The following is a 14344-nucleotide window of genomic DNA, read 5'->3' on the forward strand; positions in this document are numbered from 1 at the left end:
TGATTGCAGGCAGCTGAATATAGGGTATACTGTTATAAGTGCCTGACCAGATAAGAGCGAGAACCGTTTAAGCTTTATGCTTACATAGTCCATGGTCTGATCTGAGCTGGCAACTATACTCATAAAGGAAGATTTAATGAACCCATTTAGAACACGATTGAGCGCCTACAGCTCACTCACAGTTGCTGCACTGATTCTTTACTACATAATGGTCCCGGCCATCAACCTGCATTCTCAGACTTTCCGATTCCTGCTGCTTCTCTTGTCCCTGATCATCTTGTTTGTGGAAATCAGCATCGACCAGAAAGGGGTGACCGGAAAAAAACTTAAATATGCTCTCCTGTCGCTGCCTTTAATTCTTATTGCTTTCATTTCAGTGGGGAACCTCTTTAACAGCGTACTGTTTAGGGCGACGGACCATGCTGAACTGATCCCCGTCGAAGAAAAAGACTTTGAGAGCGACTTTCCTGTTATGGATGAATCCGCTATTCCGATGATGGATCGGGATACGGCTCAGCGACTTGGTGACCGACGCATCGGTTCCATGAGTGATCTGGTCTCTCAGTTCGTACCATCGGAAACCTATACTCAAATCAATATTGATAATGCCCCTTACCGGGTGACTCCACTCCAGTATGCCAGTACTGTCCGCTGGCTCAACAACCGGCGGGAAGGGATTCCGCACTTTCTAAAAGTTGATATGGTGTCAGGAGCAGTCGTTGTCGAGGATTTAGATGACAATATCATGTACTCCGATTCAGAACTGCTGAACCGGAATGTCCACCGCCACTTGCGGTTTAGGTACCCCACTACCTTGTTCGAGGCTCCTTCTTTTGAAGTCGACGACGAGGGGCACCCCCACTATGTAGCGACAACGTACGAGAACCGCTTCTGGTTCCGGCAGCCAGAGCCCAGTGGGCTGATTGTTTTAGACGCGGTGACAGGCGAAACGGAAGCCTACGAGCTGGACGACATGCCCTCCTGGGTAGACCGGGTCTATTCTGCTCAGCTGATCATGCAGCAGCTGAATTACAGAGGACAGTATGCCGGCGGCTATTTCAACTCTATTTTCGGCAGAAGGGGCGTGACCCAGACTACAGATGGCTACAACTATATCCCAATGAATGATGATATCTATTTGTATACAGGAGTCACCTCGATTAACCGGGATGCTTCCAATATCGGTTTTTATCTGGTTAACTTAAGAACCAAGGCAGCAGAATTTTATCCGGTAACCTCTGCCGATGAGTTTTCAGCCATGCAGTCGGCTGAAGGATCCCTGCAGCAGATGCGTTTCCAGTCGACATTCCCGCTACTGATCAGTCTTAATGACCGGCCTTATTATATTTCTTCCCTGAAGGATGACTCGGGGCTTGTCCGTTCCTACGCTCTGGTCGACGCGGAAGATTACCAACGGGTTATTACCAGTGACAGCGTGGATGGCCTAATTGCTGAATTGAATGGCCGTCCAGTAAATGAAGCGACAGCTATAGGGGAGGAGACCGACCAAACAGAAGACACGGTTGATCTGGTGGATGACGAGAATCTGACAGCCGTGTCTGGTGAAGTGGAGAACATTTCCCAGGCCGTTGTCTCCGGCAATACGATTTATTATTTTATGATCGACGGCAGTATCTATAAAGCAGATATCACTTTGAGTGACACTTTACCCTTTGTTGAAGAAGGACAGGTCATCGAAGGAGAAGCTAACGAACACAATGAATTTCGTCTGATCATTCTGGATTAAGTTCAACCCCTCGCAGCCTAGTCATGGCTGCGGGGGATTTTTTTGGATATGAAACACATTGGCGGGCCTTAAAACATATGGAGAAATAAGCTCCCAACAGACTCCCTTTAATGTTAAATCCTGATAAAATATGGTAAACTGGCAGTGAAAACTCCTGTTCGATAAAGATAACTCCCCCCTCATTACACCACTCTACTAAGCTTAACTTTCCTTTACACCCTTATAACCCCCAGTCAAGTTAGACCGCGTTTGCACTGATTTTTTTTGCAGACTGGCCTTCCTAACACTATCCATTTTCAAACTGCCTATGCACGCTCAAACAGGGCCTTAACGGATGCTCTGTCTTCACCTTCAGCGAGGAGGACTTGCCATGCTGGTCGAACTGTTTATCTGGCCACTTTTTCTGCTCTTTGTCTATGTCTTTTATGTTTTTCTGTCTGCAGTCCTGCTCTACACATTTATCCGTCCAAACAAACAGCGTGATACGTATGAGACGGATCCTCAAATCTTTTATGGAAGCAGTGAAGGGGCCGACAAAGCACTGATCATTGAAAACCGTCCTTTCTCTCTTGATGCCCGCATCAATCTGATCGAGAATGCTGTATCCAGCGTCAAAGTCGCCTATTTTGCCATCACTGACGGAATCGTCAGTGATGTATTCTATGGACTGATACTGGAAGCTGCCGACAGAGGGGTCGATGTACAGATCCTATTTGACGGGATGGGCCAGAACCTTATTGGCGAAAAGGAATCGGTTTACTGGGCGCTTGTCCAGCATCCCCGTATCCGCCTCCGTTTTTATGAGAAGAACCATAAGCTCACACCGTGGCGCTGGAACAACATGATGCACGACAAGATCCTGATCGTGGATGACCGCTATGCCATGACGGGAGGGCGCAACCTCGAAGACCGTTTTCATCTGGTCGACTACGATGGAGGAACAGTGGAAGACCGGGATGTGATGATTGTCCGCAAAAAGGGAGAGCCCCTATACTGCAGCAGCATCAGTCAGTTCATTCTCTATTTCAATGTGCTATGGGACCACCCGTTCAGCAGACCCGTCAACAAGCATGTGCCGCATAAGTATAAGGCTGCTGCCCGTCAAAAACATACAGAAACAGCCGAACGCTTAAGTGAGCTGAAAGCCTCGGGTCAGTTTGGTTTTCATCAGTCAATCGACTGGGAATCCCAGGGGCATCCGGCCAATCGCATCACCCTTGTTTCCAATCCCATTACCCGGATGAAAAAATATCCATTGGTCCTGACTGTGCTGCAGAGTCTGTTTGCGCAGACGGATCAGCTGATCCTGGCCCAGAGTCCGTTCATTGTGCCAGGTAAAGAAATGCAGAAGTATTTCGATTTCAGTTCGACCAGAGCAGAAGTCCATTACCTGACAAATTCTTTGGCTACTTCGCCTAATGTCTTTGCCTTGTCCGGTCAGATGAAGTACACAGACTTTTTAAAGACCAAGGCCGATCAGATTTATGAGTATCAAGGAGAAGGATCTATTCACGGCAAAGCTTTTGTCTTTGATGACCGTCTCAGTGCCTTAGGCTCTTTCAATCTGGATCCGCGCAGCGCTTTCTTAAGTACTGAAAACTTGGTCATTATCGACAGCCTGGAACTCGCCACTGAACTCAAAGCCAATATTCAGTCGATCATCAGCGAAAGCCTGCCGACTATTCCAAACGGACCTGTCCTTGCTCCAAGTATCCTTGAGGTAAAAGATGTCCCGCTTCAAAAAAGGAGATGGACTGCTTTCACTTATGCCATGGTCTATCTATTTGAGGACATTCTATAGGAAGCTGACATTGATTTTACACACACAGATCCCGGTCGTGTACTGACCGGCTACTGGAGGTGACAGATATGCCCGATCAGCTGACACTGAGCGGTTTGTATAACTCAGCCGTCATCTACACAGCCCATGTTGATGATGCTGTCATTGCACAGGTGAAGCAGCTGCTGGATGAACCCTTTGTCCAAGACGAATATATTGCCATCATGCCTGATACCCACATCGGTAAGGGAGCCGTCATTGGTACAACCATGACCATTAAAAACAAAAAAGTCTGTCCAAATCTTGTTGGTGTAGATATTGGCTGCGGAATCATGGTCACCGAGGTGGATATTGGCCACCCGGACCGTCCTGCATTTGAAAAACTGGATCAGGTGATCCGCAAAAGCATTCCCTCCGGTTTCAGTATTCACCAGTATCCTGAAGCCTTTGCTCCCCTGAGTGATCTCACATTCACCATCGCGCACATAAATCGTATCCGACAATCGCTAGGGACTTTAGGCGGAGGGAATCATTTCATCGAACTGGGACAAAATGACCAGGGCCAGTATTTTCTAGCTGTGCACACTGGATCCAGAAACCTGGGACTCACAGTTGCCACCTACCACCAGAAAAAAGCTTTGGACCACTGCCGACCCTTCCATGGGACAGCCAAAGTAAAGACCCCGTCCTTATCCTATCTCGAGGGCGCACAGCTGAACGATTACTTGAACGATTTGGCTGTGTCCCAGCAGTATGCTCACCGGAACCGGGAGCTGATCAGTGACCGGATCCTTTCACGCATGAACTGGCAGGCAGTGGACCGTTTTGATTCGGTGCACAATTACATTGACCTGGAACAAAGAATTCTTAGAAAAGGGGCGACCGATGCCTCAAAAGGAAAAAAGCTGATCATTCCTCTGAATATGAAAGACGGTTCGCTGATGGCAACAGGTAAAGGCAATCCTGAATGGAACTATTCCGCCCCCCATGGTGCAGGACGGCTCCTGTCCCGTCGCCAGGCGAAAAAGACCTTGTCCTTTGCCCATTTCAAAGAAGTCATGCATGATGTGTATTCGACCTCAATCAGACGGGAAACACTGGATGAAGCCCCTATGGCTTATAAGAAAGCCGCTTCGATCACCGACAACATATCCGAAACCGTCACGATCACCGCGCGGGTCCGGCCCGTCTATAACTTCAAATCTAGCTGATTAAGGACACCTGTTTCATAGACGGGTGTCTTTTCTGTAAAAAAGGAGGGAAGAGCTGGTTTTCTCTCCCTGACGAGTTCTTATCGATAAAGACTTACCCTTATTCATTAAATGTTCTATTTCTGACCTTATTTTGAAAATCCAGTGAAACCTTTGGCTCCTGCTTCCTCACTTCCTGTTAAAAATGGTATAGTAGAAATGAGAGTAGCGAAGAAATAAATTATTTGCTGTTCGCATTCTGTGATATAAATGCCGGGAGGGAAGACAAGGATGAGCAAGACAGGTTTGATTCTAGAAGGTGGAGGGATGAGAGGGCTGTATACAGCCGGAGTCCTGGACCGACTGATGGAAGCTAGCATCCCCGTCGACGGCATGGTGACTGTATCGGCCGGGGCCTTATTCGGGATCAATTTTGCCTCAGCTCAGCATGGTCGGGCTCTCCGCTACAACAAGACCTACATAAAGGACAAGCGTTACATGAGTCTGCGAAGTCTGTTGACGACCGGAAATCTCATCAACAAAAATTTTGCCTACTATACCATTCCCTATAAACTGGATGCTTTTGACGAGAAAGCTTTCAAGGCTTCCAGTATTGATTTTTATGCTGCTGTCACCAACATGCACAACGGTCAGGCCGAATACAGACGGATCACTGATCCTTTTGACCAGATGGAGATCCTCAGAGCCTCCGGATCGCTGCCGATAGTTTCCAGACCGGTCGAGCTGGAGGGGAAACTCTATCTGGATGGAGGAGTAGCCGACAGCATTCCCTATAGAAAAGCAAAAGCCCTGGGTTATGCAAAGCGTATAGTCATCTTGACCCGACCTCTGACCTTTAAAAAAACCCCTTCTCCATCCTTTTTAATAGACAGGTGGTATAAAGACTATCCGCAGTTCAGACGTACGCTGAAGAATCGCTACAGAAACTACAACCAGACAGTGGAGCACATCACCGAGGATGAAGCAGAAGGAGAGGCCTTTGTTTTTCGTCCTTCCCAAGCCCTTGCCATTAAACGTCTGGAAAGGGATAAGACCAAACTTCAGTCGATGTACGACCTAGGAGTCGAAGACGCAGACCACCGGCTAGACCAGCTTAGAATGTATCTTCAAAAGACCAACTAATATACTTGAAAGGAAAAACGTAATATGTCTGACCTGAAAACACTAATCAATACAAAGCCATGGGCACGGGAGTATCTCTATTTTGACCCGGATCTGAAAGAAGATGACGTCGTTTTTGACGAAAACTTAAATAAATTCAAACTGTTTCTAGGCGCAATGGAGGATACGCGGGCAAACAGCCAGCAGATTCTTTCCCGCTATTCCTTACCAGACCATAAAGAAATCATTGAACTGCTAGCCGTTTTTCGAGTCATGACGGCTACGGGAACCGCTACTGCAGAGGAACAGGATATCTTTTTCGGCGCTTTGAGCACCTTTATCCAAGATGAAAGAGCAAAAGGGCAATCAGCCGACGATCTATTTGAAGACCGTGACGCCATTGCCTTATCCCGCTTGTATCAAGTCACGGATGAAGCCTGGGCCAAAAAGTATATGACCTGGATCTTTTTTGAACTGGGAGTGATCGACAGAGACAAGGGACCTGATCTGTTCGGCGCCAATGAGGCAGCTTTTCAGACCTATGATTTCCTTAAAAACGCCTCAGACGGCAAATGGCGTCCCCAGATGCATTACTCGACCTGAAAAACTATCAGCTTTCAAAATAGATGACCAGAAAAGAGGAATCTCTATGTGGACTTACCTGTTCATGGGTGTCGTACTTTTATTGCTTGGTTTTGCCGTTCACATTCTTAAAATGGATATGCTGATTGCCGGCTATAACACCATGTCCAAAGAAAACAAAGAAAAAGTCGATACCGAAAGCCTAAGCCGCTTTCTTGGCTTTTATTGTTATATCAGTGGGACTTTTTTTCTGATACTGGGGCTTATTGCATCAATAGGCTACACTGTTCCAGAAACGCCCGTAACGGCAGCTTTTTTGATCTGGACAGTGATCATACTGATCAGTGCTCAGCGATTTGACGGTAATACGAAAAGGGGGCAGCGCTACAATGAGCGAAATCAGCGGTCTCACAAAAAAAGTAAAAAATACCGCAGCTAGGCATGGTGTGCCCTTACTTGAAGACTCTATGTCTGTAGAAAGCATGGGGCTTGATTTTGAAGTGCTTTTTGCCAAGGACACAGCTGGGGCAGAATGGGTGTGCCGGCTGCCTAAACGGGCAGACGCCCTGGAAAAGGCATCTCTGGAAAAAAGCATGCTGGATTATATTGCTGACCGTCAGTCTGTTTTTCAGGTTCCTGTCTGGAAAGTATTTTCTGATGAACTGATCCTATACAAAAAACTCAACGGCCAGCCGGCAGTCGTCACTGACCCCTTTACTCAAGAGCCACACTGGGCATTCGATCCAACTGACGTTCCGGACAATTATCTGCACAGTCTGGCTAGAGCACTGGCTGAACTGCACCGGCTGCCTTTAAAAGATGCCGAGCAGGTAGGCTTCAAGATTACAGCGCCTAATGACCTTAGATTGAATATGCAAGAACGGATGAAAAAAATCAAAGAGGACTTCCCTGTCCATGAAGAGCTATGGGCGCGTTGGATGAACTGGGTCAATGATCCGAATTACTGGCCCCGACAAGTCAGCCTGGTTCACGGAGATCTCTTCCCTGGGCACACCCTGATCGATGATCATCAGCGCGTATGTGGACTGATCGACTGGACAGAGTCAGAAGGTAACGATGCTTCGGTCGATTTTACAGCCGTTTACATGTTGTTTGGTGAAGCGGCACTGGATCAGCTCCTGCTTGCTTACCAGGCTGCGGGAGGGTATGTCTGGACGAACATGAAAGCACATATTATTGAGCGCCTCAGCACCCAGGCTATAACTATAGCTGAATTTGCTGAACTATCCGGCTTAAAAGAATACCGCGAGATGGCCGCCAGAATGCTCGAAAAGCCGTCCTGAACAAATAAGCCTTGTCTGCATTATCTTTTTGTAATCTGAGTATACAAGAAGACTTCTAGCCATGACAGCTGAGGAACTGATTGACAGCATATTGTCTGCGCCTGATAGGTATATCCGGTTCAGGAAGATGGATCAGGATACTGTCATGATTTTCTGGAAGACGACAGTGTTGTGCCCAGTGTCTTCATGCATGATTCGACTTACAATACCCACTATCCTGCCCTTAACGGATAGGTGAATCCAGACATACCTGAGCGGCGCATTTCTAATTCTGGGAGCATTAAATTCTTCACTGAAGGGAAACAGTCAGTGGATTTACATACGTTAACGTTACCTTAACCTTATTTAACGATATTTCTTTTGACCTGAAGTCCATTTCTATGGTATGAAAGTTTAAATAGTTATAAAAGGAACGGTATGCGCTTATGTCCAAAAAAAGAATGTCTTATATAATTCATGTACAGCCTTGTTTCTGATCTGTTCAGTGTCACCAGGCGTCTTGCCGGTTGTTTTTGTTAGCGATACCCAAGCGATTGCCGAAAGCAGCGGACAGCTTCTGGGACAGACCCATGTTGAAATCAGTAAATCTAGCCAAAGTATCCAAAATCACTTGGGCAAGGCCAACGCGAGGAAACTAAATATCCCTGGCTCTCAGGCAGAAGTACTGGTCTACTTCACAGATACATCGGGTTCAATTCGGGTCCAGTTGAACCATCCTTCTCATACTGACCGAACAGCAGACCGTCAGTTCGACGGTCAAAGCAACTTTGATTTTTCAGGCTACGGCGAATACGGTAAAGGCATCTACCGGGTCACTGTCCATGCGGTCAAAGCAGCCGAAGCTGAAGAAAACAAAACGGAACAAGCGGCTGAAACAGAAAAAGAGCAACAGGAAGAAGGAAAGAAAGAGAAGACGCATGATGCCAATCCGGAAACTGATTCAAACCAAGAAAAAAACGAAGAGCAGTCTTCATCAGAGAGTGGTGGAGAAGAATACTTTTTCTAAAAAAACTGAGATTCCTTCAGGTCATTCTCCTCACTCCGTTTCGAATGTAAACAGCCAGCAGCAAGCTGAGACTCAGCCGCCTGTCTCTGTATCAAATGACTCAACCAATACTGTAGCGGATACGGACAGTTCCCAGTCTTCGGATGACGTTTCTCTGATGATTGAAGAAAATCTAGACTTGTCTGAAAGTGACCCCAGTCTGATGAAAGACGAAAGGGAGGAAGACCCAGAGGAGATTGAAGAGCAAGAAGAGGGCGGGGAGCTCTCTGAAGAAAAGCCAAATACGCCTCTCCATCGTTCGTATACTCAAGCTTTTGCCATGGAGCTGGACAAAGTAAGCGCACCGCCGGAAGAAGGGTCAGAGTCCGGCAAGACTAAAATGCAAATCCGATCCTAGTTTGAAAGAGCTGCTGTTCCTGTATGAGCTATCGTCCTGATGGGAACTAGCGGGGCTGCACTTGCAGCAAATTTGACACTTAAGTTGAAAAGATGATTAAACAGTTCGCTAGTCTAATGATTGAATATGAGTAAAAGCATCCTGAATTCTAATATGCTCCCTCTATAGTAGACAGAGAAATAAAAAAATTCTCTGACACTATAAAGGGAGTTTTTACCATGTCTAAAAGAACATCAGATCATACATTAACGGAGCGAATCGAAGTAGTGGAAAAGGTGCTATAAAATAAAGAGTCTATTCACAGTGTATCTTAGCTACACCTTTTAAATAGAACCACATTAAAAAAATGGATAAACAAGTATCAAAACGACGGAGTCGATGGGTTAAAAGAATCCACAGGTTGAAAACAGTATTCAGATGAATTGAATACTCAACAGTTTGAGTATTATTTAAGTAACCCATTGGGTTTAGTAGCTACTTGCGCCAAATTCAATATTTCTACCTTTTCAGTTTTTACGTAGCTGGATAAAGCTTTATGCTAGTGGAACGCGGAGAGAGAGTACAATGTGTCTTACCAACAAGTCTATCAGTGGGTACGCAAGTACGTAGAAGGTGGACCAGAAGCTCTGAAAGACCGACGTGGTCAATCATTGGAATCCAAGGAAAACCTCACAGGATAGGAAAAGCTACGGCTGGAAGTGAAGAAACTACAGCAGAGAAATCAATATTTAGAAGCGGAAAATGGCTTGATAAAAAAGATGAAAGATATCGAAAGTAGGAATCAACGCGGATAGGCTCATGTTTTTGTGAGTTCCAAGCTATTTTTGAATACCATCAAGAAACTAGCGTTTCTATTCAATCGTTATGCAGTGTATTAGATGTATCGCGTTCAGGTTACTATAAATGGCTGAACCATACACCGAGCGAACGAGAACCAGAGGCTCGACAATTAAAGAAGCCTGCAAAAGAAAGTTTCTATCATTACAAGGGACTATTTGGTTATCGTCGCATAACGATTACCTTGAACCGTGGCTCAAAGGAAAAACAACACGACAAGAAAGTGATTCGTCGTCTAATGGTTCAAATGGGGTTAAAATCCCATATCCGTCGTTCCAATGGCTACTCTACCAAAACTAGCTATGTCAATAAAGAAGAAAATGTGTTAAATCGAGAGTTCAAAGCGGACAAACTCAATCAGAAATGGGTCACAAATATCACTCATTTACGTTACAGAGATGGTCAGAAAGCCTATTTGATTGCTATTAAAGATCTTTACGATGGGTCTATTACTGCCTATAAAGTTCGGAAGTTTAATAACAACGGTCTTGTCATGGAAACCTTGAATGAAGCGATTGAAAGGAATTCAGGCGCAACTTCTCTTCTTCACAGCGACCGAGGGTCGCAATACACATCTAAACACTACCGCTAGGTCACTACGGAAGCCGGGATTACTCGTAGTATGTCACGCGTGTGTTTTACACTAAACAACGTGTAGGGAAATGCATCGAAAACGGCCCTATGGAAAGCTTTTTCGGGCACTTCAAATGTGAATCATATAAATTGAAATAGTTTTCTACCTGCGAAGAACTGGAGAAAGACATTCAACAGCATATGAATTTTTACAACTACGAACGGTTTCAGGAAACAAGAAACAAGCTGACACCAATGGAATATCGGTGTCAGCTTGCCGCATAGAATTTTTTTGTTTTTTCATTGTCTACTTGACATGGTGCATTTCATTTCTATTCTTTTTAGGTTTCAGTGAGCTTTTTTTGATAAAGAACTTTTTCAATTTATTGAGTAAATATATTACAAAAAATCAACGCGTCTACAAAATAATATATTGACAGCAATTATTAAATGAAGTATGATCATTTTAACAAATAAAAAAATCTGTTTACATTTTAACATTTGGTTATCAATCTTTATTATAAAGGCTTTTTTTTTGGTTAAAATATAATTTTGCATCCGATTATAACTTTAATTATAGATAAATACCTTCTAAAAGTAAGTAATTAGGATGGAGATAATACATAAAAAAGGAGAACTACAAATTGAATATTAAAATAGAAAAAATGTCAAAGGTAGAACGCAAGCACATGGTAAAAGGGAAGCAATGGATGATCGTATCAACTGTCGCACTCGCATTGGGAGTATCAGCATTTAGCACAACAGAAGCAAGTGCTGCAGAATACACACCAGAAACATGGGTTGCCCGTACACCAGAACAAATTGTCATCCAAGACCGCGCCAACTATCTCATTATTTGGGGCGACACACTTTGGGCAATTTCCGAAGCCAGTGGTGTATCTGTAGATGCATTGGTTTCAATCAACAACATCGCTAACCGTGACCTGATTTATGCAGGAAACACATTAGTGATTGACGGCCAAGTTGTGACGGTTACAGAACAAAATGGTCAAAAATCTTCATTCGTAGTAGAAGGCGATAACGTTACACCGACTGATAATCATGTTGAAGGCGTACAAGCCACTCAGCCTGCCCAGTCAGTTACAGCCCCTCAAGCGAGTGAAAAAGGTGGAGTAGCAAATGATGAGTTGGTTAACGGTGGCGTTAAAGAAGGTCACTCTTCTAAAGCGGATCGTGCTGACGCAACACCTGCTAAGCCGGCAACACCTTCTAAAGAGGCAGACAAGGTAGAAGATGGTGGCAATTTTGCTCCAGCTCAGCCTGAAACGCCTGCTGAAGAAGTGAACGCTAACGTTCCAGCAGACAAACCATCTGACAAAGCGGACACGGATTCTAAAGACGATGCACCAGCAGACGTTAAAGATGAAGGTTCCATTGACAAAGAAGATGGAGGAAACTTTGCTCCTGCTGTACCAGAAGACGATAAAACCGAAACACCTGTAGATCGTGTTCCTGATGAACAAGTCATGAGCAAAGAAACAGCACGTACAACGGTTAACTTCGACTTAGGCGGAGGGTACACAAGACAAAATCCTTATGCTTTCTCTATCCCAACACACTCTGCTCAATATGGTTTATACGTAGAGGGCGGCGAAGTGTTTATGTTGGTGACAGATGACGAGGGCACACACTCTCGTGGAGTAAATGTAAACGGCGAAGAATACAGATTTGCAGATGAAACAGACGCTACCGGCGAAGGCTACGTTACACTAACTATTGTAATCAGTGGTTCCTTGCCTGTGGTAGAAGATAATTCTGACGCAATCGCAGCATTCAAAGCATTTCTGAACGCAAACTTGGAAGGTGAATTTGAAGTGACGTCATCCGACGAAGCAGGATTTGACCTGTTGGTTGGTTCCGATGACGGTATTACACCTGACTGGGAAGTGTTGCAAGCCGACTTTGAGCGCGTGATGGCTGAAGCTAACGCAAGAGGATACGAAACCTTTGAACACAATGGTGGAGACTTTTGGGTAGTGAACGTTGCCATCCGATAACATCTTTAAAAGACTTCCTTAACCGGGAGTCTTTTTTTTTACGCAAAAAACCCCTCTATTTAAAGAGAGGTTTTATTCTAGTAACGTAAAGCCAGCATTATGACCATGAACATTATTAGGATAGCGAAAATAACTGATTTTAATACTTCGTGGACACTCCAAGGTGAAGACTCAACAAATGCACTAAGGGTCGCATGCAGTTCTTTGTAGAATGACAGACGGACTTTCGAGCAAGCCTCCAGTTGTTTGTAAAAGTCACGGGATACAACCTGGGGGTGCCTGCCCACAGTTTCCATGATCATCATGATTGTACACTGGCGGATTACATTCTTCATTAACCTGGTTGTTTCTGAATCATCTGCTGATGCTTCGTTGACCGTGTAGATATAAACGATCAGGCTGATGATTTCAGGATCAGCCAGTTCCTGTTTTGAAATACTGGAAAACAGGGTCTGGCATGCAATCTCTTCATCTGCTTCCTTGTCCTGCAGATCATCCAGTAGCTGTAGAAAAGCACCGTACTGATAGGCAAAGAGCATTTGTTCATAGTCCAGGTCACTCTTGATCAGAAAGGCATCAGCTAAAACAGAAGTTCCGCCTTTAAAGAAGCTGACCGACAGGCATTCTTCTTTGGAAAGAATCCGGTCACCGGTCTGCTTCAAGCTTTGAATCTGGGCTTTTTGAATAAGCTGAATACTTTCCGTCACTTGCGGGACTGTTTTCAGCGGATAGGTCTGATGAATCTGAGAAACCAGCTGAAAAATACGGCATTCTCTGGCTGTTTTACAGCGGGTTTTTCTTCCGGCCAGAGACTGACTGAGCCGGTAGTTGAACTGTTCCTTCTCCTGATAGCTTGTGGTTGGGTCATCCAGAATGTTGTCAGTATAAGGGTAGAGCATGCTGTAGGCATATATCGGATCTGTCAGTTCCAGAGGCAGATCCCACATCAGCTGAAGGCTGTTCATGATCCAGACATTTCTGAGCGCCTGAAAAAGTTCGTCCTTGTTTAAACCGCTGTCTTCCAGACGGGCACGGGAAATAAACTCTTCCGCGACGTCCAAGTATCCTTGAGCAATGAAGTAGCCAAGAAAAGACTCGTCAAACAAAAGCTTTTTATCATCGATTTCGATCAGTGTATTCGAAATCAGGTCCTTGACCTGTTGCTTTAAGTACAGATCAGACGGATCATCAGAAAGAGGAAGGGTGTCCCGTGCCTTCATCTCATTCATTAGAGGTTGCATCTCGTCCATAAGCTTAGTCAATAACTTTTTAATTTTTTTCTCGTTTCGAATTTTCTGCCACATGGCAATGGAGGGCTTATTTTTTTTAGGGAAGGGGGGCTGCCTCAGAAATTCAGTCAAGGCGTCACGCTGAAGCTTGTCGCAGGGGATAGACTCTACGGCCGGGCGCATAATTCAACCACCTTTCTACTTGGTATTAATGTGAATTATATAACAATTTCTTTGGATAAACCAGTCTAATGACATTATTTCATTATTTTCCCGGGCCTAAGCAAGACTGAGTTAATTTAACTGATAAGCATTAAAATTTATTTTAATCCGTTTATTATATATATAAAATCCCTAGAATCATCTAATTGTCATTCATAAGTGCCAACTGCATATCTATTGTTAACACTTGATCATTATGATAAAAAAGTAAAGATAGATGGTATTGCCAGAATTGTGGCCATACTTTCCAAAAGAAAAAATGAGTGCTGTTTTTGACCGATATAGCCAAAACCAATGATTTAAAGAATAGCAAGCCTGAATTATTCCTCTAAAGATA

At 44.6% G+C, this 14344-nt stretch carries 13 protein-coding genes and 1 pseudogene; 13 read left to right on the top strand and 1 reads right to left on the bottom strand.

Going from position 1 to position 14344, the window contains the following annotated elements; translation table 11 throughout:
- Window positions 1-136: 136 nt before the first annotated feature.
- From ADIAL_RS10380 to ADIAL_RS11165, 13 genes and pseudogenes are all read left to right on the top strand, one after another.
- Window positions 137-1747, top strand: a complete 1611-nt coding sequence (locus ADIAL_RS10380) for a hypothetical protein (RefSeq protein WP_051503860.1) — start codon at window positions 137-139, stop codon at window positions 1745-1747.
- Between the two features lie 370 nt (window positions 1748-2117).
- Window positions 2118-3548 (top strand): phospholipase D-like domain-containing protein, encoded by a 1431-nt coding sequence (locus tag ADIAL_RS10385; protein ID WP_034303286.1) that lies wholly within the window; start codon window positions 2118-2120, stop codon window positions 3546-3548.
- 68 nt (window positions 3549-3616) lie between these two features.
- Window positions 3617-4738 carry an RNA-splicing ligase RtcB gene (locus ADIAL_RS10390; RefSeq protein ID WP_034303287.1) on the top strand — a complete coding sequence of 374 codons (1122 nt, stop codon included), beginning with the start codon at window positions 3617-3619 and terminating at the stop codon, window positions 4736-4738.
- 270 nt (window positions 4739-5008) lie between these two features.
- Complete coding sequence (locus ADIAL_RS10395; RefSeq protein ID WP_034303288.1) at window positions 5009-5860, top strand: patatin-like phospholipase family protein; 852 nt, start codon at window positions 5009-5011, stop codon at window positions 5858-5860.
- A 24-nt stretch (window positions 5861-5884) separates the two neighbouring features.
- Complete coding sequence (locus tag ADIAL_RS10400) at window positions 5885-6442, top strand: hypothetical protein (protein ID WP_034303290.1); 558 nt, start codon at window positions 5885-5887, stop codon at window positions 6440-6442.
- Between the two features lie 46 nt (window positions 6443-6488).
- Window positions 6489-6860, top strand: coding sequence for a DUF3784 domain-containing protein (locus tag ADIAL_RS10405; RefSeq protein WP_051503861.1), 372 nt, complete (start codon window positions 6489-6491; stop codon window positions 6858-6860).
- Entirely contained in the window at window positions 6811-7725 is a 915-nt protein-coding gene (locus ADIAL_RS10410; protein ID WP_034303292.1) for a macrolide 2'-phosphotransferase, read from the top strand. Before ADIAL_RS10405 ends, ADIAL_RS10410 begins: the two co-directional genes overlap by 50 nt.
- Before the next feature lie 484 nt (window positions 7726-8209).
- Window positions 8210-8731, top strand: coding sequence for a hypothetical protein (locus tag ADIAL_RS10415; protein ID WP_155849219.1), 522 nt, complete (start codon window positions 8210-8212; stop codon window positions 8729-8731).
- Complete coding sequence (locus ADIAL_RS10420) at window positions 8706-9128, top strand: hypothetical protein (RefSeq protein WP_155849220.1); 423 nt, start codon at window positions 8706-8708, stop codon at window positions 9126-9128. Before ADIAL_RS10415 ends, ADIAL_RS10420 begins: the two co-directional genes overlap by 26 nt.
- A 566-nt stretch (window positions 9129-9694) precedes the next feature.
- A complete protein-coding gene (locus ADIAL_RS11720) occupies window positions 9695-9808 on the top strand; it encodes a helix-turn-helix domain-containing protein (RefSeq protein ID WP_442853028.1) in 114 nt (37 codons plus the stop codon).
- 140 nt (window positions 9809-9948) lie between these two features.
- A complete protein-coding gene (locus ADIAL_RS11725; protein WP_442853029.1) occupies window positions 9949-10557 on the top strand; it encodes an IS3 family transposase in 609 nt (202 codons plus the stop codon).
- A 152-nt stretch (window positions 10558-10709) separates the two neighbouring features.
- Window positions 10710-10823: pseudogene (locus tag ADIAL_RS11730) on the top strand (IS3 family transposase); the annotation flags it as partial.
- 359 nt (window positions 10824-11182) lie between these two features.
- Window positions 11183-12556, top strand: coding sequence for a LysM peptidoglycan-binding domain-containing protein (locus tag ADIAL_RS11165; RefSeq protein ID WP_051503862.1), 1374 nt, complete (start codon window positions 11183-11185; stop codon window positions 12554-12556).
- A 77-nt stretch (window positions 12557-12633) separates the two neighbouring features.
- On the opposite strand, the gene ADIAL_RS10435 is transcribed toward ADIAL_RS11165, so the two are convergent.
- A complete protein-coding gene (locus tag ADIAL_RS10435) occupies window positions 12634-13968 on the bottom strand; it encodes a hypothetical protein (RefSeq protein WP_034303298.1) in 1335 nt (444 codons plus the stop codon).
- Window positions 13969-14344: the final 376 nt, after the last annotated feature.

It is taken from the genome of Alkalibacterium sp. AK22, from assembly GCF_000585255.1.
Taxonomy (GTDB): domain Bacteria; phylum Bacillota; class Bacilli; order Lactobacillales; family Carnobacteriaceae_A; genus Alkalibacterium.

Coding starts and splice junctions, on each gene's coding strand:
- ADIAL_RS10385 (WP_034303286.1), top strand. CDS start 2,118: ATGCTGGTCGAACTGTTTATCTGGCCACTTTTTCTGCTCTTTGTCTAT.
- ADIAL_RS10380 (WP_051503860.1), top strand. CDS start 137: ATGAACCCATTTAGAACACGATTGAGCGCCTACAGCTCACTCACAGTT.
- ADIAL_RS10435 (WP_034303298.1), bottom strand. CDS start 13,968: ATGCGCCCGGCCGTAGAGTCTATCCCCTGCGACAAGCTTCAGCGTGAC.
- ADIAL_RS10400 (WP_034303290.1), top strand. CDS start 5,885: ATGTCTGACCTGAAAACACTAATCAATACAAAGCCATGGGCACGGGAG.
- ADIAL_RS10405 (WP_051503861.1), top strand. CDS start 6,489: ATGTGGACTTACCTGTTCATGGGTGTCGTACTTTTATTGCTTGGTTTT.
- ADIAL_RS10395 (WP_034303288.1), top strand. CDS start 5,009: ATGAGCAAGACAGGTTTGATTCTAGAAGGTGGAGGGATGAGAGGGCTG.
- ADIAL_RS10390 (WP_034303287.1), top strand. CDS start 3,617: ATGCCCGATCAGCTGACACTGAGCGGTTTGTATAACTCAGCCGTCATC.
- ADIAL_RS10410 (WP_034303292.1), top strand. CDS start 6,811: ATGAGCGAAATCAGCGGTCTCACAAAAAAAGTAAAAAATACCGCAGCT.